Consider the following 21,464-nt stretch of genomic DNA (forward strand, 5'->3'; position numbering starts at 1 on the left):
GCACATGCAACTCGGGATTATTGGACTGGGCCGCATGGGCGGCAATATTGCACGGCGTCTGATGCTCAACGGTCACACCACCGTTGTTTACGACCGCAATACCGCCTTTGTCGACACCCTGGCCGCCGAGGGCTCTACCGGCGTTGCCGATCTGCCTGCGCTGGTTGCGGGCCTGGCCAAGCCGCGTGCCGTGTGGGTCATGCTGCCGGCCGGCGCGCCGACCGAAGACACCATCGAAACCCTGAGCACGCTGCTCGAGGCGGGCGACACCATCATCGATGGCGGCAACACCAACTATAAGGACGACATCCGCCGGGCCAAGACCCTGGCCGAGAAGGGCCTGCACTACATCGACGTCGGCACCTCCGGCGGCGTCTGGGGCCTGGAGCGCGGCTACTGCATGATGATCGGCGGCGATGCCGAGACCGTTAAGCGTCTGGACCCGCTGTTCGCCGCACTGGCGCCGGGCATGGGCGACATCCCGCGCACCAAGGACCGCAAGTCCGATGATCACCGTGCCGAGCATGGCTACATCCACGCCGGTCCTGCCGGTGCCGGTCACTTCGTGAAGATGATTCACAACGGTATCGAGTACGGCATGATGGCGGCCTTCGCCGAAGGCTTCGACATCCTCAAGACCAAGTCCAGCGAGCTTCTGCCGGAAGATCAGCGTTTCGACCTGAACGTGGCCGACATCGCCGAAGTCTGGCGTCGTGGCAGCGTGGTGTCGTCGTGGCTGCTCGACCTGACCGCCGATGCCCTGGCGGTCGACCCGAAACTCGACGGTTTCTCCGGTTCCGTGGCCGACAGCGGCGAAGGTCAATGGACCATCGAAGCGGCAATGGAACAAAAGGTGCCGGTACCGGTGCTGTCCAACTCGCTGTTCTCGCGCTACCGCTCCCGCGGTCAGGGCACGTTCGGTGACAAGATCCTCTCGGCCCAGCGCTTCGGCTTCGGCGGCCACGTAGAGACTGCGAAGAAATGACCCATACGATCCGCAGAAAATCCAAGGCAGAACCCGCACCACCGACCACGCTGTTTTTGTTCGGTGCCCACGGCGACCTGGTCAAGCGCTTGCTGATGCCGGCGCTGTACAACCTCAGTCGCGACGGCTTGCTTGACGAAAATCTGCGGATCGTTGGCGTTGACCACAACGCCATCACGGATGAAGCCTTCGCGCAAAAGCTCGAAGATTTCATCCGCACCGAAGTGGCGGCGAAGGTCGGCAAGGGCGATCAGATGCTTGATCCGGCCTTGTGGGCCAAGCTCGCCAAAGGTATCAGCTACGTCCAGGGCGACTTCCTGGACGACAGCACCTATTCCGCGCTGGCGGCGAAAATCGCCGACAGCGGCACCGGCAATGCGGTGTTCTACCTGGCCACCGCGCCGCGATTCTTCAGCGAAGTGGTGCGTCGCCTCGGCGCCGCGAAACTGCTGGAAGAAACCCCGGAAGCCTTCAGACGGGTGGTGATCGAAAAGCCGTTCGGCTCCGACCTGCAAACCGCCGAGGCACTGAACGCCTGTCTGCTAAAGGTCATGTCGGAAAAGCAGATCTACCGGATCGATCACTATCTGGGCAAGGAAACCGTTCAGAACATTCTGGTCAGCCGGTTCTCCAACAGCCTGTTCGAAGCGTTCTGGAACAACCACTACATCGACCACGTACAGATCACCGCCGCCGAAACCGTCGGCGTCGAAACCCGTGGCAGTTTCTACGAACACACCGGCGCCCTGCGGGACATGGTGCCCAATCACCTGTTCCAGCTGCTGGCCATGGTGGCGATGGAGCCGCCGGCCGCGTTCGGCGCCGATGCGGTGCGGGGCGAGAAGGCCAAAGTGGTCGGCGCGATCCGTCCATGGACCACCGAAGAAGCGCGGGCCAACTCGGTGCGCGGCCAGTACAGTGCCGGCGAAATCGAAGGCAAGCCGCTGGCAGGCTATCGCGAAGAAGCCAACGTATCGCCCGACAGCACCACCGAAACCTACGTGGCGCTCAAGGTGATGATCGACAACTGGCGCTGGGTCGGCGTGCCGTTCTACCTGCGCACTGGCAAGCGCATGAGCGTGCGCGACACAGAGATCGTCATCTGCTTCAAACCGGCGCCGTACGCGCAGTTCCGCGACACCGAGGTCGACGAATTGCAGCCGACCTACCTGCGTATCCAGATCCAGCCCAACGAAGGCATGTGGTTCGACCTGCTGGCCAAGCGGCCGGGGCCGGCGCTGAACATGGCCAACATCGAGCTGGGGTTTGCCTATAAGGATTTCTTCGAAATGCAGCCGTCCACCGGCTACGAAACCCTGATCTACGACTGCCTGACCGGTGACCAGACGCTGTTCCAACGAGCCGACAACATCGAGAATGGCTGGCGCGCAGTGCAGCCGTTCCTCGATGCCTGGCAACAGGACGCAAGCGTGCAGAGTTATGCCGCCGGCGAAGACGGGCCTCAGGCTGCCGATGATCTGCTGACTCGCGATGGTCGCGTCTGGCATGGTCTCGGATGAGCGAGCCAATCCGTTTTCTGCTGAGCGACATGGACGGCACGTTGTTGCTGCCCGATCACAGCCTCAGTCAGCGCACCATAGATGCCGTTCGTGCGCTGCGTGAAGCGGGCGTGCTGTTCAGCCTCGCCACCGGGCGACCTCCAAAGGCCATGCTGCAGCAGATCGAGGCGCTTGGCGTCGATCTGCCGACCGCTGCGTTCAACGGCGGCACCATCGTCAACCCGGACGGCAGCATTCTGGTCGCTCACTACCTGCCAGCCACAGCGGCACTGACGGCACTGGCGTTGTTCGCCGATCAGCCGGAGGTCGAGATCTGGGTGTTCAGCGGTGGTGACTGGCTGCTCAAGGATCCGCACGGGCCGATGGTTCCTCGCGAGCAGCATGGACTGGGTTATCCGCCGGTGGTGGTCGACAGCTTCGAGCCGTATCTGGAGCGCATCGACAAGATCGTCGCGACCAGCCACAACACCGACCTGTTGATCGAGCTGGAGGCGCGTTTGCTGCCGAAGGTCGAGGGCATGGCGCAGGTGTCGCGTTCGCAGCCGGTGTATCTGGACGTGACGGCGCTGGAGGCCAACAAGGGCGCGGCTCTGGCAACTATTGCTGCCCATCTCGGTGTGCCATTGGCGCAGAGCGCAGCGATTGGCGATGGCGGTAACGATCCGGCGATGTTTCATGTCGCCGGCCTGTCGATCGCCATGGGCCAGGCGGAAGACGCCGTGAAGCGTCAGGCGGACGTGGTGACCGGGCCGAACACCGAGGACGGTGTGGCGCAGGCTATCGAAAAGTACATTCTGCCGCGCTGATCGACGCATAAAACAACGGGAGCCCCAGGGCTCCCGTTGTTGTTTCTACAGCCAGTAACTCACGGCATACCAGCCGAGCAGCCCCATCACCACGGTGTAAGGCAGCGCCATCCACACCATCCGCCCGTAGGACAACCGCACCAGCGGCGCAATCGCCGACGTCAGCAGAAACAGGAACGCGGCCTGACCATTGGGCGTCGCCACGCTCGGCAGGTTGGTGCCGGTGTTGATCGCAATCGCCAGGGTCTCGAAATGTTCGCGGCTCATGTGGCCGGACAGGAATGCCTGTTTCACTTCGGTGATGTAGATCGTCGCCACGAACACGTTGTCACTGATCGCCGACAACAGACCGTTGGCGATGAACAGCATCCCCGGTTGCTGCTCGGCAGGCAGTGCCAGTACCCACTGGATCAACGGCGCGAACAGTTGCTGATCATGGATCACCGCCACTACGGCAAAAAACACCACCAGCAGCGCAGTGAACGGCATGGCGTCCTTGAACGCGCTGCCCAGACGATGCTCGTCGGTAATGCCGGTAAATGCGGTGATCAGCACAATCACCATCAGGCCGATCAGGCCCACTTCGGCGACATGGAACGCCAGCCCGGCAATCAGGATCAACGCGGCCGCACCTTGCACCAACAGCGCGGCGCGCTGGCGAGGCGTGCGTTCGGCATCGTCTTCACGGGCGTAATCGGCCAGCACTGCGCGGACATTGTCCGGTAGCAAGGTGCCGTAGCCGAACCAGCGCAGCTTCTCCAGCAGCATGCAGGTCAACAGACCGGCCACCAGCACCGGCAGAGACACCGGCGCGACCTTGAGGAAAAACTCGGCGAAGTGCCAGCCCATCTCGTGGCCGATCAGCAGGTTCTGCGGCTCGCCAACCAGTGTGCAGACACCGCCCAGCGCAGTCCCGACCGCCCCATGCATCAGCAGGCTGCGCAGGAAGGCACGGAATTGTTCCAGATCCTCGTGATGCAACTTTGGCAAATGCTGATCGTCGCTGAATTCGCTGTCCTGACGCGGATCGTTGCCGGAGGCGACACGGTGATAGACCGAATAGAAGCCGACGGCAGCGCTGATAATCACGGCAGTCACGGTCAGCGCGTCGAGAAAGGCTGAAAGAAACGCCGATAAAAAGCAGAACATCAGCGCCAGCAGCATCTTCGAACGCACACCGAGCAGCAGCCGCGAGAACAGGAACAGCAGCAGATCCTTCATGAAGTAGATGCCGGCGACCATGAACATCAGCAGCAGGATCACCGGGAAATTGTGCTGTAACTCTTCGTACAGCGCCTGGGGCGTGGTCATCTTCAACAGCAGCGCTTCGATCAGCAGCAAGCCGCCGGGCATCAGCGGATAGCATTTGAGCGCCATCGCCAGGGTGAAAATGAACTCGATCACCAACAGCCAGCCGGCAGCAACAGGACCTGCCGACCACAGCACCACGGCGTTGAGAATCAGGAACCCGACGATGCACGCCTTGTACCAGCGGGGCGAATGCCCGAGAAAATTGTGCGCGAACGCCTGGGCCATCGAACCGGACATCGGTTGCTCCTTGCTTTAAGAAGCGCGCAAGGTGCCGTAAGCGTTGAGCAAGATCAAGTGTGGGAAGTTTCTGTTCATGGGTTCAGATAGCGCGCAACCACGGCGCGGTAGTTGCCATCCAGCGAATAGCCGCCGACCAGAATCCCGCCTTCCGGTTGCACCGCCAGCGATGTAGCGGTGTCGAGACTGCGGCCCAGTCGCGTACGCAACCAGCCGTGGCCGGCGCCGAAACTTTGGTCGAGACGACCGTCGGCCAGATAACGCGCAACGATGAAATCGGCCTCGACCCCGCCAATCGTCGCGCCTGCCGCCATAAGCCGGCCGTCCGGCATGCGCTGTGCGGCGCTCCACTGGCAGCCGCTGGGGCCGATGTCCAGCAGGGTGGGTTGACCGTTGTTGCAGTGCAGGTCGGGGCGGCCATTGCTATGGACAGACAGCGCCATGCAACGGATCGGGTCGCGCCTGCTGCCAAAGCAATGCAGGTGATTCGCGGATTCGATGACCTGGTTGACCAGCGCGCTGTGTCCTTGAGCCTTGAAGGCCAGGAAGCCGTCCAGCGCAAAGCGTTCGTCGAGCTGCCCGTCCGGCAGGTAACGTGCGAGCAGGCCTTCTTGAGGGAAGTCGATGGCGCCGGCCACCACGATTCGTCCGTCCTCTTGCAGCAACAAGCTCCCCAGCCAGGTATTGAGCAGCAAGTGCCGGACCATGACAAACCCTCGGCCATTGAAGGTTGCGTCAAGATTACCGTCGGGCGTGACGCGGATCAGCATGCCAACGTGGTCCGCCAGTGAGCAGTGGTGATTGGCAATCAGCAGGATATGCCCGTCATCCTGGACTGCAAAATCGCAGGCCTCTGCCCCCGGAACACCGGGTGGCAGCCAGGTGTCACGAGTGCCCATGGACAGATCGCCGGGCAAGCGCACTATTTTCCGGCCGTTGTCGCCGAATTCCGCGGCCGGCCGACCCTCTGCATCGAACAGGGCGAGGGCGGGCAAGGTGCGATGTTCGGACTCGTAATGCAGGCCTGCCAGCAGGATTCGCCCGTCAGGCAAGACCTGGACCTTGCTGCCCGTGGCTTCGAAACCAGAGGCGAACAGGCCGATCACGCTGCCCTGAAAGCCGAAGCCAAGATCCGCAGAGCCATCATCCAGCAGACGGGCCAGGCCGAAACGGCTGCCTTGAGGCGTGCCGACCTTGGCGGCGATCAGGATACGACCTTGCGGGTCAAGTGCGACATGCTGGGTCAGGCTGGACGTGCTGCCGGGAAAATAAGCCTGAGCCACACCGTTATTGGCAAATCTCTTGTCGAGTTGTCCGGCGTTGTTCGCCAGCGCCGGGAGCGCAATAGCGGACTGGATTGACATGCCTGCTCCTCCTTGCAAGTTGACCAATAGCCGGGAGCCGGGTCGGTAACTGCATGGCGAAACATTCAATCCCTGTAGCCGCACAAGTACAACTGACAGAACTAACAGGTGGAGCGTCGTTCTGTGCCAGAACAGTGACTTTTTGAACCAGTCGCAAGCCTGCCAAGTATTCAGGCGCGAAAGTGTGGAGGAAAGTTGTACAAAATGGCTGAAGTTTAAAAGAACTCAGCAACTTGAAAGAAAAGGGCGGATGACTTGCAAGTCATCCGCATTGCCCTCGGATCAGTGTGGCATCGACCAGGACTGCAGTGCGTAACCTTCATCGCTCAGTTCAGCGCGGGCCTGTTGCAACAGGTATTCGAGCTGGGCCGGATCGGAATAGGCGCTGCTTGGAATACGGGTGCGACCGATCTGCGAGTTGGTGCGGTCGATAACGGTCAGGCTCAGTTCGCCATTGCCATCTTGTGGGGCCCAGGCCACGCACTGAAACGGTTTGAACGCGTGGTTGGCAATCAAAAGAGCTTCGTTGATACGGAGCGGGGCGGTCATGGGGTCTTCTCTCTGTAGTGCCCAATCAAGTGATGTGCCGTCGGTTGGGCTTACCGTGCGGCGAGTTACTTGTACTGATGCACGCAACCCGCCGACAGGTCACACAGGATTTGAAGAAGTTTCGACTTTCTTTCATACAATCTCTGTTACAGCGTTTTTTGAAAGCTGGGTGAAAGATTCGAGTCGATAGCCAACTAATAAAACAGGTTCTTATAACTGCTTCACTTGTACGCCTATAAGCAATCGATACAAGGCGCCGTCAAATTCTTGCTAATGTTACAGCCAGGTCTGCCAAATGACTGTTTTTACAATCATTTCCTATAATTTGGCGCCAAGGAACAGTCATGAGCGAAGCGCCTGCGTTACGACGTTTATTGGTAGTCGACCCTTGTGACGACTGTCACCGATTGTTGCCCGGCTTGCGTGCGGTCGGCTGGGATGTTGACAGCTGTAGCCTGGAAAATGCCGCCGACCGCAGTTGCGATGTCGGCTTGCTGCGTTTGCAGCCTTTTCACCTGGAACGTCCCGAAGCCGTTAAAGAATTGATCAGCCGCAGCGGTACCGAGTGGATCGCCGTGCTGAATCAGGAAGTGCTGCGTCTGCAGAACGTCGGGGACTTCGTTTGTGAATGGTTTTTCGACTTTCATACCCTGCCGTTCGACGTATCGCGGGTCCAGGTCACCCTCGGCCGGGCGTTCGGCATGGCGCGCCTGCGTGGCCAGGGCAATGTCCATGTGGATCAGCCGGAACACGAGCTGCTCGGCGACAGCAAACCGATCCGCGAACTGCGCAAGCTGCTCAGCAAACTGGCTCCCACCGAGTCGCCGGTACTGATTCGCGGCGAAAGCGGTACCGGTAAGGAACTGGTCGCCCGTACCCTGCATCGGCAATCGCAGCGCCATAGCAAACCGTTTGTGGCCATCAACTGCGGAGCGATTCCCGAACATCTGATCCAGTCCGAGCTGTTCGGTCACGAAAAAGGCGCGTTCACCGGCGCCCATCAACGCAAGGTCGGGCGCATCGAGGCGGCAAACGGCGGCACATTGTTTCTCGATGAAATCGGCGATCTGCCGCTGGAGCTGCAAGCCAATCTGCTGCGCTTTCTCCAGGAAAAACACATTGAACGAGTAGGCGGCAGCCAGCCGATCCCGGTGGATGTCCGGGTGCTGGCGGCCACCCACGTCGATCTTGAAGCGGCGATCGAGAAAAAGCGCTTTCGCGAGGACTTGTACTACCGGCTCAATGTGCTGCAAGTGGTGACCGCGCCGTTGCGAGAGCGCCACGGCGATCTGTCGATGCTGGCCAACCATTTTTCCCATTTCTACAGCCACGAAACCGGCCGTCGGCCGCGCAGCTTCAGTGAAGACGCGCTGATCGCCATGGGCAAGCACGACTGGCCGGGCAATGTTCGTGAACTGGCCAACCGTGTACGCCGGGGCCTGGTGCTGGCCGAAGGGCGGCAGATCGAGGCTCGTGACCTGGGGCTGATCAGTCAGCAGTCGCTGGCCACCCCGATGGGCACCCTCGAAGACTACAAGACCCGGGCCGAACGCCAGGCATTGTGCGATGTGCTCAACCGGCACAGCGACAATCTCAGCGTGGCCGCCAAGGTGCTGGGGGTTTCACGGCCGACGTTCTACCGTTTGTTGCACAAACACCAGATCCGCTAGGGCGCGGTGCTTCTTCCGGGAAGAAGCTGAAAAGGCCCGCTGCGAGTGCATCGCAGCGGGCCTTTTTATGTTGTTGCGTTCATGGTGTCGCGGGTTAGAAGTAGTACGGGAATTTCAGGCTGAACGTAAAGTCTGGTGCGTCCGGCGTCATGCCAAGGGAAAGCTGCGGAACGATCGTCAGGTTGGGGCTGGCCGCAATGGTCATGCCGATGTTGAAGTAGCCGGCGTTCGCGTCGCTGGAAACGACCGACTGCCAGTCCTGGCCATCAGGCTTGAGGCTGCTGCGGCGCTGGATCAGGTCCGACATCGAGAACGACATACTCATTTTTTCGTTCAGGGCGAAAGCTACACCCATGCCGACCTGGAAGCTGTCGCCGATCCGGACCTTGCCCGGGGTTTTCTGATTGACTGTGGAGCTGATGTCGCTGAAGGACTCCTCGAGGTTGTGCGTGTAGGATAGCGAACCGAACAGCACCGCCGGGTCGAAGGTCTTGACCAGCGAGATGCCGGGGGTAATCGCCCAGACGCCGTTACCGGTCGGCAGGCTTTCAGGCACAAACAGGTTGTTGTTGTCTGCCGACTGAATCAGCTTGATACCGAACGGGTCCTTGCCGGTTGGCGCCTTCACGCGAAGGGTAAACACGGCATCCGGCAAGCTGTCGGATTCGTCGAGGAACTTGTACGCCACGCCGGCATTGATATCGCCAATGGTCGGATCCTGGGTAACAGAACCTTCGGTGGTGATTTGTGAGCCGCCGTTGTTGCCGCCACCGGACTGGTAGGTCGAGTCCCGGTAGACCACAGGGACGTTCAGGTCGAACTGCCAGCGGTTGTTGTAGTTGTAGCGACCGGTGAGGTCGAGGGTATAGGTGTCGGCCTTGATCCGGTCCAGGTTGATGTTGCCCAGGAAAATGGAGTCAAGTGCGAGGAACCCGTTGAGCACCAGCTGCCGGGTATCGTAGTGCGAGTAGGTCAGCCCGGTTTCGAAGCTGAACTTGCCCCCGCCAAAGAACCCGCTGGCCTCGTCGTAGAGGTTGGTCACGCTCTGCGCCGGTTGTGAATCATCAGCCAGCGATTGGCCATAGGATGCGCCGCTACCCCCGGCAGCGCCCCCCGACGCCGCGGCTGCGCCTGTACCGGTGGCAACCTGCTGGCCACCCTTGCGCAGGTCGGCAGGTGATTTGACCAGGCGTTTAGGCTGTGGCGCGGCAGGTTGATCTTCAACCTGGCGAACCCGCTGCTCCAGCACCGCCAACGCCTTTTGTTGGGTCTCGTATCGTTGTTTAAGCTCCAGCAACTCCTGTTTAAGTGTTTCAACATCAGGATCCGTCGCCGCTTGCAACCCTACGGCCGGAAAAAGTGTACTCAAACATACGACTGCGCGCAGTGATGCCGATCGATACATGGAAAAGCCGTCCCTTTAAGGCTAATGATCGAAACTCAGCGTAGATCAATATCCGGAACTGCGTAGTCCTTTGAGTTGATTAAGATTCTGTGCGGCGCCTGCGCCAGGATTCAGGTTGCTGTTAAGAACGACATTGAGCAGGGTCTGGTTGGTCACGGCATTGCTGTTGCCCAGCAAAGTGGTGTTTTGCAACAAGCCGCGCTGAGCCACCTGCTGCAGGGCCGAGCCCTGATTGTTGCTGGCCTGGATGGCCATTTGCACGCCGCCACTGATGGCGGAAACGGCGACACTGCCGGCACCGTTGCTGGCGCTGATGGACTGGCCACTCGTCAACACTTGACCTTGAGACGGGGTAAACGCCGGTGCGGAGCTGGCTTGTGTCACGTTTATGCCGACGTCGTTGTTTGCCAGGTTGCTGTCACCTGCGGCGCGAACGCTCTGCGTCACACCTTGCGTAGTGTTCAGTCCGGCGCCACCGATAACGTTGCCTGTACCTTGGGACGCCACTGCGCCATGGCCGGATTGCTGGATGGTGGAAACGTAGAATTGGGGGGTAACGGTGGATGACTGGATCTGCATTGAGCTGGAGGCTCCAATCAGGTCGCCGCTGGCATTGCGCCAGGTGCTGTTCATCACGATGCCGAAGCTGATGATCCGCCCGGGCATGACGAAGCGACCGCGCAGTTCGCTGAGCTGCTGATCGCTGATTTCGATAGGTTTGAAGCCTTCATTGGCGAAGCTTGATGCGCTTGCCGCCAGACAAGCGGCGGCCAGCCAGTATGAGGTTTTCATCATCTGCTCCCGGAGCATCCTGCCCCTTTTATCGTTATTGGACGCTAAAAGAAGTCGCTCTGAATGAAACCGAACTCCATCAGTTCGGCATCTCTGACCGGGTAGAACTGATCAAGCTTGTTTTTCGCGGTAAGCGGGGTAGGCGGGTCGCGCAGGGCGTTGGCCCTGTCGTAGCCGGGGCCGACGATGGCAAATACGATGCCGTTCCAGCCGGCGCTGAAGTCAGCGCGGGAGTAACGCTTGTGGCCAAGTACGGGGTCGCCGACGTAGACCCAGTCCTTGTCGGCACGCTGCATCACGACAAAATGCTTGTAGCCGCGAACGTCCATCAGGACCACGACCGGGATCGTGACCGCGTCGAGTTTTTCAGGCGGAATCTTGTAGCCCCTGGCGCGCATGCCGATGCTTTCGATGTAGCGTTTCATGTCGAGCATGGAGAAACCTTGCGTGCGTACAAGGTCCTGGTCAGCGTTGACCAGCATGCCTTTGATGATGTGGTCTTCATCGACATCGAGCCAATAAGCCTGGCGCAACACGGTTGCCAGAGCAGCCGCGCCGCAACTGAAATCGGTTTTCTGTTCAACAAGGTCGGCGAACTTACGCTCACGAATACTCTGTACCTGTTTGTAGACAAGCATACCGCCTGGAAGGGCGGCGACGGGCATCTGCGCAGCCTGAGTGGCACCACACAGGCACAGCAGGAAGGTGAGGGCGGTCATACGCATGATCGGTACGCCTTGTCCGTGGTGTGGAAAAGCCCCGTTGCCGGGGCTTTTGTGAGCGGTCGCGATTAATGGCCGGCCGACGAGATGGAGATTGCGTTGACTTGCTGGTTGCCTACACCGGCAGCACTGTTGAAGCCCATGTTGCCCGAGGAGCCGTTGCCAACGTTGCTGAGGTAGGAAGTGTTGGTTACAGGATTTTTCCAGCCGTTTTGATACATGACTTGCTGGGTGGTAGTACCTGCCAGTTCCACGGCGCCTACAGCCACGAATTTGGAGGTGCTGTCTTTGTCGCCTTTGCCACCCCGGTCGCCATAACCACCATGACCGTGGTCGTCGCCCTCGGTTTTGGCCACACCGGCTGCCACGAAGACACCGCCAGCATTGAAGGTCCCGTTGAGGGTTTCTTTGCCATAGGTAGCTGTGCCCTGGTTTTCAACCACAAGATTGCTCGAAGTCTGGCTGGCTGACGAAGCTGCCTGAGCTACGCGACCACCGGACGAAGCGATCGCCAGGTCGTTTTTCTGTTGGTTGAAGTTGCCGGCGGCCGAGTTGCCGGTGATGTTACCCGAGCTGCCGTTGCCGGCACCGCTGATGGCCGAGGTGTTGGTCACCGACATGTTGTTTACATAGTTGTTGTTGTTGTATTGCGTGGCGCTTGCAGCGGCAGTCGAGGTGCCGAAGATGAAGCTTTCGTCGGAGGACGCAATGGCAGCCAGGTTGGCCTGTTCGTTGCCGTCGCCAGCGGCCGAGTTGCCATTCATGTTACCGCTCGAACCGTTCATCGAGTTGGTGATCGACGAGGCGTTTTGAGTGCCTTGGTTGTTCACCACGTTGGTGGTGCTGCTTTGGGTGTCAACCGATACGGCGCTTGCGCCTGCACCGATCTGCAGCAGTTCTTCCAGAGTCGGGCCTTTTGGTTGATGTCCATGGTCATGGTCATCGCCGCGACCGCCTGCTTGTGCTGCCATTGCCATCACTGCTGCCAGAGCGAAAACCAGTGGTTTGAGGGCCATTGTAGATTTCATTTTATTTCCCCTTGCTCGTGTGTTGGTAAGTGTTGGAACTTTCTTGCACTGCAATTGGGTCAGTTAGCGACCCGGATGCTCAGGGTGTTTGCAATCTGGTTTCCCACCCCGGCACTCTGGTTCACCTGAATCACTCCCCGGCTGCCGGTGAAGGCCTGGTCGCCAGTGACGACCTGGCGGCTGCCTTTTGGAGTGTCAGTTGCTCCTGAGCTCATGGACGGCGTCACGTTCTGTTGGGAAAGGACGCTATCGTCGATACTTTGCGGGCCGGTGCTGGTGCTGATATGCACCACGTTGGCCATCTGGTTGCCGGCACCGGCCGACTGGTTCACGCCCAGTACACCGTTGCCGTTGCTGAAAGAGTTGCCGCTGATGGTGGCGGTCGCATTCATGCGCGGATCCGCCGGGGTGTTGATCCGTTGGGTGACGGTGGTCGTCGCCGATGCGCTGTGACCAACGGCTATCGAGCGGAGGTTGGCCTGCTGCGACTGGTCGCCGGCCGCCTGGTTGACACCCACGTTTCCGCTGTATTGGGCGCCGGTGCTGTCGATGCTGGCGCTGTTGACCACGGGCACATTCGAGTCAGCCATGGCGCTGGCGCTCGCCAGCAGAGCGATAAAGATCAGAGAAAACTTCATTTCATGGCCCCCCCGATGGCGCCGAGTGGCGCAAGTCCCGTGCTCAAGGCACGGTTGATCGTGCCGGAGATCGCTGCACCGGAGCCGGCGCCGTTACCGCTGCCACCCCCTGCACCAGGCATGCCGTTGTTCATGCCATTCAGGGAATTGAGATTGGTAGCGCCGATACCGTTGGTGACCATGCCGCCGATCGACGAGCCGCTGGCGATGCCGGCGAATTCGTTGTCGCTGAGTTCGGCATGGCTGGTGGCGGCGACGACAGCCTTGGAAGGGTTGGCGTTGACGGTGGTAGGGTAGGGATCCTTGCCGCCGTTGCGACCCAGTGGTACGGGTTGAACATTGCGGTTCAGAACAATCACGCCATTGCCATCGGCATGGGCGGCAACGCTGATCAGAGAACTGGTAGCGGCAGAACCGATCAGCAGGAGGCAGGTCAAGCCTTTATTGAAGTTCCCCACGGCTGCAATTCCTTCTTCAGTGGGCTGGCTCTTGTCAGCGTTGTGAAGGAGATAGCGAATGCTGTGCCGGTTTTTAATTGTTCTTTTGATTCAATGGCTTGGTGTTTGGCGAGCAAACTTGATACAGAAACTGTCTCAGCGCTGAAACAGCCCGGCACATCGATGCCCGAGTGAATGCGTTGTAATGCTCTGGAATGAGGGTTTGCGGCCGGGTGTTTCATTGGCGTAACAAATCGTGGGGCAAACCCGGCAAGAGCGCAAAGACAGGCACTATGGGCCCAGGTGAGTGTTTCAGGAACGGACACTTTTCCCCCGAATCGGGGGAAATGCACGAGTCAACCTGCCAAAAGAACGCGCACGGCATCGAAAGCCCGGGCCTGTCGCTCGGCCCAGTCGCCCTGAATGATTTGCAAGGGTTGTCGATGCTGTTCCAGCCAGGTCTTGGTGGCGTCGTAGAAGGCCAGGCGTTCGCGGAGCGCAGGCTGGCAGCGCTGGCCATCGTCCGTCCAGTCGATATGTTCCGGAGACAGCAACAGGTGCAGGTCGTAATGGCGCGCCAACAGTTCCGTTTCCAGCCAGGCCGGGCAGTCGCCGAACAGCGTCTGACTCCAGAGAATATTGCTCAACAGGTGCGTGTCGAGGATCAGCAGAGGTGGTTGCTGCGCTCGCGCCTCGTCTTCCCACTGCAACTGGCCGCGAGCGATCTCGGGGATATCGGCAAGGCAGGTATCCCGGGGATTCTGCTCGATGAACCAGCGCACGTACTCATCCACCCGCAAACCGCCGAACCGTTGCTGCAGCCCGGCCGCCAGCCAGCTCTTGCCGGTGGATTCCGGCCCGGTCAGAACAACGACTTTCATGCGCGCAACGCCGGATCGGCGCGCCATTCCCGCCAGCCCTGCACCGCGATCAGGGTGAACAGGGCGTACAGCGCAGCGGTGAGGTAAAGGCCCTTGTAAAGGAACAGGCCGACGAAGATCACATCCAGCACGAACCACAGCGCCCAGCATTGCAGGCGCTTGTGCGCCATCCAGAATTGCGCGACCAGGCTGAAAGCGGTCAGCGCCGCGTCGAGCCAGGGCTGCGCGGCATCGGTCCAGTGCGCCATGGCGGCGCCCAGCAGCAGGCTGCCGGCGGCGCCGATGGCCAGCCCTTGCAGAATCGAACGGGAGTCGAGCCGGCTGACCTCTCGCCCGTCATGCATCGTCCCGGCCCGGGTCCATTGCCACCAGCCATAGACTTGCAGAGCGGCGTAAACCACTTGCAGCAACATGTCCGAATACAGCTTCACCTCGAAGAAGATCCAGCTGTAGAGCAGCACCATGACCAGCCCGATCGGCCAGCACCAGGGGTTCTGTTTGACCGTCAGCCAGACGGCGATCACACCGAGGGCGGCGGCAAACAGTTCGAGCCCGGACATGCAAGATCCTTGGAGGGAGTAAAAGAGGGAGCGGATTGTACCCAAAAACCGGTGGGAGTGAGCTCCCACCGGTGACCGGGATCAGACGCGGAACTGGCGCAGCAAACCGTTCAACTGCTCGCTCAACTGGCCCAGCCGCACACTAGCGGCACTCGACTGCTCAGCGGCCATCGCGGTGCTGTGGGACAGGCCTGCGGCCTGGGTGACGTTCTGGTTGATGTCCTCGACCACGTGCGCCTGTTGCAGGGTCGCACTGGCAATCGACGCGTTCAGGCCGTTGAGGTTGCGCAAAGCCTGGCCGATGGCATTGAGGCTGGCGCCGGCCAGTCCGGCCTGCTCGATGGTCAGTTGCGACGCCTTGCTGCTGTCGCCGATCACCTTCACTGCCGCTTCGGAATGATTTTGCAGGCGCTCGATCATCGACTGGATTTCCGCAGTGGATTTCTGCGTGCGTTGCGCCAGCAAGCGAACTTCATCCGCCACCACGGCAAAACCACGGCCCTGTTCACCGGCCCGGGCGGCTTCGATGGCGGCGTTGAGGGCCAGCAGGTTGGTCTGCTCGGCAATCGAGCGGATCACCTCCAGAACGCTGCCGATCTGCGTGCTTTCGGTTGCCAGTGTACGGATGACTTCGACGGCCTGATCAATGGTGCCGGACAGCTTGTCGATCTGTTGCAGGCTGCCGTCAATGTTGATCTGGCCCTGTTGCGCCTGGGCTTCGGCATCGCGCATTTCGTTGGCGGCATGCTCGGCGTTCTTCGCCACATCCTGCACGCCGTAAGTGACTTCGTTGATGGCCGTCGCCACCAGCTCCATCTGCTGCGATTGTTGCTGGCTGCGTTGTTGGGCCTGGCTCGCGTCATTGCCCAGCTCAGTGGAGGATTGGCCCAGCGCGCTGGCCGACACCTGCAAATCGCCGATCACCCGGCGCAGCTTGGCGGTAAAGGCATTGAAGTGATGGGCCAGTTGCGTGACTTCATCCTGGCCATGGGTATCGAGGCTGCGGGTCAGGTCGCTTTCGCCGCTGGCGATGTTGGCCATGGCGTTTACGGTTTCCTGCAGCGGGCGGACGATGCTGCGGGCAATCAGAATCACCAGCACGCCCATGATCAGCGCGATGACCAGGCCTACGACGGATGCTTTGATCACCTGACCCTGAAACTCGGCCTGCACGTCGTCGACGTACACACCGGAACCCAGCACCCAGCCCCATGGCTCGAACAGTTTCACGTAGGACGTCTTGGCCACCGGCTCACTGGCACCGGGTTTAGGCCAACGGTAATCAACCATGCCTGCGCCCTTGGCCTTGGCGATGGCGACCATTTCGTTGAACACCGCAAAACCGTCCGGGTCGCGGATCGCCGAGAGGTTCTGGCCTTCGAGCTTGGGATTGGTCGGGTGCATGACCATCACGGGCGTGAGGTCGTTGATCCAGAAGTAGTCATTCTGGTCGTAGCGCAGGCCGCGAATCGCGGTCAGCGCCTGTTTCTGGGCGGCGTCGCGGGTCAGGGTTCCGGCCGCTTCCAGGCCTTGGTAGTAGGTCAGCAAACCACTGGCGGTCTGCACCACATGCTGGGTTTTCTGGGCCTTGGCGTGATACAGGTCATCGTGGATCTGCTTGAGCATCAACAGGCCCAGGGTCAGCAGCATGACCACCGCCACAATCAAGATGAGCCACAAGCGTCGGCTGATCGACACACTGCGCAAGCTGTTCATAACGCTGTCACTCCGGTTTCTTTTTCTTGTAATAAATCACCGCCAGCATCCAACCACGTTTCGGTGGCCGGGCATACGCGACCCAAGTCGTAGTGCACGGCAGCGCGGTTACGGCTTGTCTGTTAGGATTTCGGCCCCGTGCGTGAAAACCTGAACCCAAGTTGCCATTTCACGGAATTTTGACCGTTTCGTGTGGATCCTTGGCGCGCGGAATCGGTACAGCAACAAACCGCTACGCTGATCGCAGTGAACGTAAAAAAATACTATTGGGGCATGCCTGAGCGCATCGCTCTTTGGGGGATTGATGGACCTTTGGACCGCCTTGCAGGCACTGATTCTTGGAGTTGTAGAAGGGCTGACGGAGTTTTTGCCCATTTCCAGTACCGGACACCAGATCATCGTCGCCGACCTGCTGAATTTCGGCGGCGAACGCGCCATGGCGTTCAACATCATCATTCAGCTCGGCGCGATTCTCGCGGTGGTCTGGGAGTTTCGCCGCAAGATTCTCGACGTGGTCATCGGCTTGCCGACCCAGCCGAGTGCCCGACGCTTTACCGCCAACCTGCTGATCGCCTTCCTGCCCGCCGTGGTGCTGGGCGTGATCTTTGCCGATCTGATTCACAAATACCTGTTCAACCCGATCACCGTGGCGACGGCGCTGGTGGTGGGCGGTTTCATCATGTTGTGGGCCGAGCGCCGGCAGCATGAAGTGCACGCCGAAACCGTGGACGAAATCACCTGGAAGGATGCGCTGAAGGTCGGCTTCGCCCAATGTCTGGCGATGATCCCGGGCACCTCGCGCTCCGGGTCGACCATCATTGGCGGTCTGTTGTTCGGTCTGTCGCGCAAGACCGCCACCGAGTTCTCGTTCTTTCTGGCGATGCCGACCATGGTCGGTGCGGCGGTGTATTCGGGCTACAAGTACCGTGCGCTGTTCGTGCCGACGGACTTTCCGGTGTTTGCCATCGGTTTTGTCACCGCATTCGTTTTCGCCATGATCGCGGTGCGCGGTTTGCTGAAGTTCATCGCCAGCCACAGCTACGCGGCATTCGCCTGGTACCGGATCGTGTTCGGCCTGTTGATTCTGGCGACCTGGCAATTCGGCTGGGTGGACTGGGCGGCGGCCAAGGCATGAGTGACTCCCGCGCACGCCGCCCGGATCGCGGCCCGTCCGGTGGCAGCATCCAGCATCTGAAGTTGAAGTTGTTCGTGCTGCTGGTCGTCTGCGCGTTGCCGCTGTTCGGATCGCTGTCGATGTGGCTGCGCGGGATCTCATTGGTGCCGTTGATGGCCTACGGGATTGTCAGCGTGCTGGCGTTCTTCCTGTACTGGGCGGACAAGCGCAAGGCCCGCGCCGACGCCTGGCGCACGCCGGAAAACGTCCTGCACGCCGTGGAACTGGCGGGCGGCTGGCCGGGCGCATTGATCGCCCAGCAAGTCTTCCGGCACAAGACGCGCAAGGTGTCGTTTCAGATTCTGTTCTGGGTGATCGTCGCGTTGCACCAGGTGTTCTGGATCGATCAGTTGTTCCTCGGTTCGAACCTGTTGGCGCTGGGGTAGGGTTACAGCAGCAAACCCACCTGGATTTTCTTCGGCAACTTGCTCACCACCAACTGGTGGGAGCGTTGCAGCAACCCTCGCAGTTCTTCGGCGCCCAAGGGGTAGGGCGGGTGCACGATGATCCACTGCGCACGCGCCAGATACGGCGCCGGGTGAATGCCCGGCCGGTCGCAATGACCGAGAAACAGGTCCTTGTCGACCTTGAACGCCAGCGACTCACCGCGCAGCCCCTGCAAGGCGAACATCTTGTTGCCGGCAATCGAGAACACCCGCACACCGCCCCATTTGTAGTCTTCCCGGGCACCGGGCAATGCCAGGCAGAAGTCCGCGACATCCTTCTCGCTCATCTTTCCTTGTTTCATAACAGCCGCTCTCCACAGGCATTGAACGATTCGACCAGATGATCGATCCAGGCCCGCACCGCCGGCATCACCCCGCGCCGGTGCGGGTACACCGCTTGCAACCAGCCTCCGGGCAACGACCAGTCCGGCAACAATTGCACCAGCGTGCCGTTGTTCAGCTCCGCTTCGCAATACATCATCGGCAGCAGGGTGAAACCCTGGCCGGCCAGCACGCAAGCCTTGCGCACAATGAAATCGTCGATGCCCAACCGGGCCTCCAGCGCCAGATCGCAACTTTTGCCGTGCTGATCGAGCAGGCGCACATGCACCATGCGATCGGCTTCCAGCGCGCCGAGCACCGGCAAGGTTTTCAAGTCCTGCGGATGATTGATTTCCACGCCCTGTATAAAGGAAGGGCTCGCGACCACCACCATTTGCGCCTGACGCAAGCGGCGGGTGACCAGCATCGGCTCTTCGTCGCCGTGTTCGCGCACCCGCAGGGCGACATCGATGCCTTCGGTGATGAGGTCGACCCGGCGATTGATCAGGGTGACTTCCAGTTGCACCTGCGGGTATTTGCCGAGGAAATTGCTGATCACCACCGGCAGCATTTCATGGGCCAGCCCGGTGGGGCTCGAAACCCGCAAGCGGCCGCGGGGTTCGCTGGACATGCTGGCCACCGTTTCATCGGCCATTTCCGCTTCCAGTAACATCGCCTGACAGTGGCGCAAATAGCGTTCGCCAACCGCCGTCAGCTTCAATTGGCGGGTGGTGCGTTGCAGCAGGCGCGCGCCCAGGCGTTCTTCCAGTTCGGCAATCCGCCGCGACAGGCGTGACTTGGGAATGCCCAGCAAGCGGCCGGCAGCGGCGAATCCGCCGGCCTCGACTACTTTGGCGAAATAGTAGAGATCGTTGAGGTCTTGCATGGGGAATTCCGACTGTTCTATCAGTGGGACAAACTATCGCATTGTTGCCGTCTAATCAGCTATTGGTTTCGTAGGTAGGATTGTCTCCATTCCGTCGCCACCGGCGATTCTTTCCAGGAGATTCCACTATGAAACTGCTGCACATCGATTCGAGCATTCTGGGCGACAACTCTGCTTCCCGTCAGCTGAGCACCGAAGTCGTCAAAGCCTGGCAAGCCGCCGAGCCAAGCGCTGTCGTGACCTACCGCGACCTGGCTGCCGACGCCATCAGCCACTTCTCGTCGACCACTCTGGTCGCCGCCGGCACCACCGCTGAACTGCGCAACGCCGCACAACAGCACGAAGCCGAGCTGAGCGCCAACACCCTGGCCGAGTTCATCGCCGCCGACGCCATTGTCGTTGCCGCGCCGATGTACAACTTCACCGTGCCAACCCAGCTCAAGGCCTGGATCGACCGCATCGCCGTCGCCGGCCAGACTTTCCGCTACACCGAAGCCGGCCCTGAAGGCCTGTGCGGTGGCAAGAAAGTGATCATCGTCTCCACCTCGGGCGGCATCCACGCCGGTCAGGCTTCGGGCGTGGCTCACGAAGACTACCTGAAACTGGTCTTCGGCTTCCTCGGCATCACCGACATCGAAATCGTCCGTGCCGAAGGCCTGGCCTACGGTGAGGAAGTTCGCAACAACGCCATGAGCGCGGCCCACGCCCGTATCAGCGAGCAACTGTTCGCCGCTGCGTAAGGCTTTCGTAAAGAACAGCTCTCGTTCAGGCAACCCCCAAAAAACTCTGTATTCTGGTTCTGCAAGGGCCAGATACGGAGTCTTTTGTGTCCGACTGTTACATAATCTGGCCCGGGTTATGCAGTCTTACGATCAACGTCTGAGTGCAACGCCGCGCCGGATCACCGAACCACGGAGTTTCGGGCGTCGAACACAACGGATCTTTCGATTGAGTAACAACAGGGTGGGGCATCCCATGATGCGTCTTTGTGCAACGTTACTGATTTGCCTGCTCGGCAGCCTGAATTCAGTGCACGCAGCCCCCGGCCAGCACCCACGCTGGAGCGTCGGTTATCACGAGATGACGTTCCTCGATCCGCTCGACCTGCAACCGATGCGTGCCATCGCGTTCTATCCCTCCAGCGACCGCGAGCACATGAGCCTGCTCGAGGGCTATTCAGTCGAAGCCGGCGAAGACACCAAAATCGCCCTCGGCCGCTTTCCGATGCTGATGCTGTCCCACGGCAACACCGGCACGCCGCTGGCCCTGCACGACCTCGCCACATCGCTGGCGCGCAAGGGCTTTGTGGTGGTGGCGGTGATTCATCCCGGCGACAACTCCAAGGATCACAGTCGTCTTGGCACCTTGAGCAACCTTTATGGGCGCCCGATCCAGATTTCCGAAGCCATTACCGCCACGCTTGGCGACCGCATGCTCGCGCCGTTCGTGAACGCCGATCAGGTAGGCGTGATCGGTTATTCGGCGGGCGGTGAGACCGCGCTGATTCTTTCCGGCGCGCAGCCCGACCTGGATCGCTTGCGCCGCTACTGCCAGGAGCGCCCGGACGACCGCGACGCCTGCAACACCCAGGGCGAACTGATCGTTGATCGCGACGACCTGCAACCGGTGGCTGATCCGAGAGTCCACGCCTTGCTGTTGATGGCGCCGCTGAGCCTGAAATTCGGCCGACACACCCTGGCCGATGTGCATGTGCCAGTGCTGCTGTACAGCGGCGACGGCGACAAACTGGTGGCCTTCGACAAAAACGCCGCCGCCCTGGCGCGCAAACTGCCGACCGCACCGGACTTCAAGTTGCTGGCCGGGGCCGGGCACTTCGTGTTCATGGCGCCGTGCAATGAAGAGCAGATCCGTGCGATGCCGGCGCTGTGCACCGATGCTGACGGGGTGGATCGCGAAGACATCCATCGCAACCTGATTTCCGAGGCCGGGCGGTTCTTCTCCCATGCGCTGGGCAAGCCCTCCCGGGCGGGGATGCAGACGGCGGATCAGTAAGCG

At 60.5% G+C, this 21,464-nt stretch carries 23 protein-coding genes; 8 read left to right on the forward strand and 15 right to left on the reverse strand.

Annotated features, from left to right (window positions below):
* Positions 1-4: 4 nt before the first annotated feature.
* Genes gnd through M5B98_RS01210 form a run of 3 tightly spaced genes read left to right on the forward strand, consistent with a single transcriptional unit; the run spans position 5 to position 3,311 of the window.
* Positions 5-985, forward strand: a complete 981-nt coding sequence (gnd, locus tag M5B98_RS01200) for a phosphogluconate dehydrogenase (NAD(+)-dependent, decarboxylating) (protein WP_085708172.1) — start codon at positions 5-7, stop codon at positions 983-985.
* The gene (gene zwf / locus M5B98_RS01205) at positions 982-2,505 is read left to right on the forward strand and encodes a glucose-6-phosphate dehydrogenase (RefSeq protein WP_248741496.1); all 1,524 of its coding nucleotides are present in this window, start codon (positions 982-984) and stop codon (positions 2,503-2,505) included. The genes gnd and zwf overlap by 4 nt, the downstream gene beginning before the upstream one ends.
* A complete protein-coding gene (locus M5B98_RS01210; RefSeq protein ID WP_248741497.1) occupies positions 2,502-3,311 on the forward strand; it encodes an HAD family hydrolase in 810 nt (269 codons plus the stop codon). The genes zwf and M5B98_RS01210 overlap by 4 nt, the downstream gene beginning before the upstream one ends.
* A 45-nt stretch (positions 3,312-3,356) precedes the next feature.
* Here M5B98_RS01210 and nhaB read toward each other — a convergent pair whose 3' ends face one another.
* From nhaB to M5B98_RS01225, 3 genes are all read right to left on the reverse strand, one after another.
* Positions 3,357-4,859 carry a sodium/proton antiporter NhaB gene (nhaB, locus tag M5B98_RS01215; RefSeq protein ID WP_085708169.1) on the reverse strand — a complete coding sequence of 501 codons (1,503 nt, stop codon included), beginning with the start codon at positions 4,857-4,859 and terminating at the stop codon, positions 3,357-3,359.
* A gap of 74 nt (positions 4,860-4,933) precedes the next feature.
* The gene (locus M5B98_RS01220) at positions 4,934-6,223 is read right to left on the reverse strand and encodes a hypothetical protein (RefSeq protein WP_248741498.1); all 1,290 of its coding nucleotides are present in this window, start codon (positions 6,221-6,223) and stop codon (positions 4,934-4,936) included.
* Between the two features lie 282 nt (positions 6,224-6,505).
* On the reverse strand, positions 6,506-6,772 hold the full coding sequence (locus tag M5B98_RS01225; protein WP_096820315.1) for a hypothetical protein: 267 nt from the start codon (positions 6,770-6,772) through the stop codon (positions 6,506-6,508).
* 344 nt (positions 6,773-7,116) lie between these two features.
* Here M5B98_RS01225 and M5B98_RS01230 point away from each other — a divergent pair, with 344 nt between their 5' ends.
* The gene (locus M5B98_RS01230) at positions 7,117-8,442 is read left to right on the forward strand and encodes a sigma-54 dependent transcriptional regulator (protein ID WP_114882782.1); all 1,326 of its coding nucleotides are present in this window, start codon (positions 7,117-7,119) and stop codon (positions 8,440-8,442) included.
* A 94-nt stretch (positions 8,443-8,536) separates the two neighbouring features.
* Here M5B98_RS01230 and M5B98_RS01235 read toward each other — a convergent pair whose 3' ends face one another.
* The 10 genes from M5B98_RS01235 to M5B98_RS01280 form a co-directional block, all read right to left on the reverse strand.
* Entirely contained in the window at positions 8,537-9,847 is a 1,311-nt protein-coding gene (locus M5B98_RS01235) for a hypothetical protein (protein ID WP_114882784.1), read from the reverse strand.
* A 45-nt stretch (positions 9,848-9,892) separates the two neighbouring features.
* Complete coding sequence (locus tag M5B98_RS01240; protein WP_248742151.1) at positions 9,893-10,639, reverse strand: hypothetical protein; 747 nt, start codon at positions 10,637-10,639, stop codon at positions 9,893-9,895.
* 44 nt (positions 10,640-10,683) lie between these two features.
* Entirely contained in the window at positions 10,684-11,364 is a 681-nt protein-coding gene (locus tag M5B98_RS01245) for a C39 family peptidase (RefSeq protein ID WP_114882788.1), read from the reverse strand.
* Between the two features lie 65 nt (positions 11,365-11,429).
* Positions 11,430-12,389 (reverse strand): heme utilization protein, encoded by a 960-nt coding sequence (locus M5B98_RS01250; protein ID WP_248741499.1) that lies wholly within the window; start codon positions 12,387-12,389, stop codon positions 11,430-11,432.
* A gap of 59 nt (positions 12,390-12,448) precedes the next feature.
* Positions 12,449-13,027 (reverse strand): adhesin, encoded by a 579-nt coding sequence (locus M5B98_RS01255; RefSeq protein ID WP_114882792.1) that lies wholly within the window; start codon positions 13,025-13,027, stop codon positions 12,449-12,451.
* A complete protein-coding gene (locus M5B98_RS01260) occupies positions 13,024-13,485 on the reverse strand; it encodes a hypothetical protein (RefSeq protein WP_248741500.1) in 462 nt (153 codons plus the stop codon). Before M5B98_RS01260 ends, M5B98_RS01255 begins: the two co-directional genes overlap by 4 nt.
* Positions 13,461-13,706 (reverse strand): hypothetical protein, encoded by a 246-nt coding sequence (locus M5B98_RS01265; RefSeq protein WP_248741501.1) that lies wholly within the window; start codon positions 13,704-13,706, stop codon positions 13,461-13,463. Before M5B98_RS01265 ends, M5B98_RS01260 begins: the two co-directional genes overlap by 25 nt.
* Positions 13,707-13,820: 114 nt before the next feature.
* Positions 13,821-14,345 carry an AAA family ATPase gene (locus tag M5B98_RS01270; RefSeq protein ID WP_248741502.1) on the reverse strand — a complete coding sequence of 175 codons (525 nt, stop codon included), beginning with the start codon at positions 14,343-14,345 and terminating at the stop codon, positions 13,821-13,823.
* Positions 14,342-14,905, reverse strand: coding sequence for a nicotinamide riboside transporter PnuC (gene pnuC / locus M5B98_RS01275; protein ID WP_119426166.1), 564 nt, complete (start codon positions 14,903-14,905; stop codon positions 14,342-14,344). The genes M5B98_RS01270 and pnuC overlap by 4 nt, the downstream gene beginning before the upstream one ends.
* An 81-nt stretch (positions 14,906-14,986) precedes the next feature.
* Entirely contained in the window at positions 14,987-16,621 is a 1,635-nt protein-coding gene (locus M5B98_RS01280; RefSeq protein ID WP_248741503.1) for a methyl-accepting chemotaxis protein, read from the reverse strand.
* Between the two features lie 304 nt (positions 16,622-16,925).
* On the opposite strand from M5B98_RS01280, the gene M5B98_RS01285 reads away from it, so the two are divergent.
* Together M5B98_RS01285 and M5B98_RS01290 are read left to right on the forward strand one after the other, a co-directional pair.
* On the forward strand, positions 16,926-17,756 hold the full coding sequence (locus M5B98_RS01285; RefSeq protein ID WP_248741504.1) for an undecaprenyl-diphosphate phosphatase: 831 nt from the start codon (positions 16,926-16,928) through the stop codon (positions 17,754-17,756).
* Entirely contained in the window at positions 17,753-18,181 is a 429-nt protein-coding gene (locus M5B98_RS01290; protein ID WP_248741505.1) for a DUF1294 domain-containing protein, read from the forward strand. The genes M5B98_RS01285 and M5B98_RS01290 overlap by 4 nt, the downstream gene beginning before the upstream one ends.
* A gap of 2 nt (positions 18,182-18,183) precedes the next feature.
* Here M5B98_RS01290 and M5B98_RS01295 read toward each other — a convergent pair whose 3' ends face one another.
* On the reverse strand, positions 18,184-18,543 hold the full coding sequence (locus M5B98_RS01295; RefSeq protein WP_248741506.1) for an MmcQ/YjbR family DNA-binding protein: 360 nt from the start codon (positions 18,541-18,543) through the stop codon (positions 18,184-18,186).
* Complete coding sequence (locus tag M5B98_RS01300; protein ID WP_119426161.1) at positions 18,540-19,448, reverse strand: LysR substrate-binding domain-containing protein; 909 nt, start codon at positions 19,446-19,448, stop codon at positions 18,540-18,542. Before M5B98_RS01300 ends, M5B98_RS01295 begins: the two co-directional genes overlap by 4 nt.
* Positions 19,449-19,576: 128 nt before the next feature.
* Here M5B98_RS01300 and M5B98_RS01305 point away from each other — a divergent pair, with 128 nt between their 5' ends.
* Positions 19,577-20,188 (forward strand): FMN-dependent NADH-azoreductase, encoded by a 612-nt coding sequence (locus M5B98_RS01305; protein WP_085708152.1) that lies wholly within the window; start codon positions 19,577-19,579, stop codon positions 20,186-20,188.
* A gap of 235 nt (positions 20,189-20,423) precedes the next feature.
* Positions 20,424-21,461, forward strand: a complete 1,038-nt coding sequence (locus M5B98_RS01310; RefSeq protein WP_085708151.1) for an alpha/beta hydrolase family protein — start codon at positions 20,424-20,426, stop codon at positions 21,459-21,461.
* Positions 21,462-21,464: the final 3 nt, after the last annotated feature.

This window comes from Pseudomonas sp. MWU12-3088 (assembly GCF_023242405.1).
Lineage (GTDB): Bacteria > Pseudomonadota > Gammaproteobacteria > Pseudomonadales > Pseudomonadaceae > Aquipseudomonas > Aquipseudomonas kribbensis.

Coding starts and splice junctions, on each gene's coding strand:
- gnd (WP_085708172.1), top strand. CDS start 5: ATGCAACTCGGGATTATTGGACTGGGCCGCATGGGCGGCAATATTGCA.
- zwf (WP_248741496.1), top strand. CDS start 982: ATGACCCATACGATCCGCAGAAAATCCAAGGCAGAACCCGCACCACCG.
- M5B98_RS01210 (WP_248741497.1), top strand. CDS start 2,502: ATGAGCGAGCCAATCCGTTTTCTGCTGAGCGACATGGACGGCACGTTG.
- nhaB (WP_085708169.1), bottom strand. CDS start 4,859: ATGTCCGGTTCGATGGCCCAGGCGTTCGCGCACAATTTTCTCGGGCAT.
- M5B98_RS01220 (WP_248741498.1), bottom strand. CDS start 6,223: ATGTCAATCCAGTCCGCTATTGCGCTCCCGGCGCTGGCGAACAACGCC.
- M5B98_RS01225 (WP_096820315.1), bottom strand. CDS start 6,772: ATGACCGCCCCGCTCCGTATCAACGAAGCTCTTTTGATTGCCAACCAC.
- M5B98_RS01230 (WP_114882782.1), top strand. CDS start 7,117: ATGAGCGAAGCGCCTGCGTTACGACGTTTATTGGTAGTCGACCCTTGT.
- M5B98_RS01235 (WP_114882784.1), bottom strand. CDS start 9,847: ATGTATCGATCGGCATCACTGCGCGCAGTCGTATGTTTGAGTACACTT.
- M5B98_RS01240 (WP_248742151.1), bottom strand. CDS start 10,639: ATGAAAACCTCATACTGGCTGGCCGCCGCTTGTCTGGCGGCAAGCGCA.
- M5B98_RS01245 (WP_114882788.1), bottom strand. CDS start 11,364: ATGCGTATGACCGCCCTCACCTTCCTGCTGTGCCTGTGTGGTGCCACT.
- M5B98_RS01250 (WP_248741499.1), bottom strand. CDS start 12,389: ATGAAATCTACAATGGCCCTCAAACCACTGGTTTTCGCTCTGGCAGCA.
- M5B98_RS01255 (WP_114882792.1), bottom strand. CDS start 13,027: ATGAAGTTTTCTCTGATCTTTATCGCTCTGCTGGCGAGCGCCAGCGCC.
- M5B98_RS01265 (WP_248741501.1), bottom strand. CDS start 13,706: ATGAAACACCCGGCCGCAAACCCTCATTCCAGAGCATTACAACGCATT.
- M5B98_RS01270 (WP_248741502.1), bottom strand. CDS start 14,345: ATGAAAGTCGTTGTTCTGACCGGGCCGGAATCCACCGGCAAGAGCTGG.
- pnuC (WP_119426166.1), bottom strand. CDS start 14,905: ATGTCCGGGCTCGAACTGTTTGCCGCCGCCCTCGGTGTGATCGCCGTC.
- M5B98_RS01280 (WP_248741503.1), bottom strand. CDS start 16,621: ATGAACAGCTTGCGCAGTGTGTCGATCAGCCGACGCTTGTGGCTCATC.
- M5B98_RS01285 (WP_248741504.1), top strand. CDS start 16,926: ATGGACCTTTGGACCGCCTTGCAGGCACTGATTCTTGGAGTTGTAGAA.
- M5B98_RS01290 (WP_248741505.1), top strand. CDS start 17,753: ATGAGTGACTCCCGCGCACGCCGCCCGGATCGCGGCCCGTCCGGTGGC.
- M5B98_RS01295 (WP_248741506.1), bottom strand. CDS start 18,543: ATGAAACAAGGAAAGATGAGCGAGAAGGATGTCGCGGACTTCTGCCTG.
- M5B98_RS01300 (WP_119426161.1), bottom strand. CDS start 19,448: ATGCAAGACCTCAACGATCTCTACTATTTCGCCAAAGTAGTCGAGGCC.
- M5B98_RS01305 (WP_085708152.1), top strand. CDS start 19,577: ATGAAACTGCTGCACATCGATTCGAGCATTCTGGGCGACAACTCTGCT.
- M5B98_RS01310 (WP_085708151.1), top strand. CDS start 20,424: ATGATGCGTCTTTGTGCAACGTTACTGATTTGCCTGCTCGGCAGCCTG.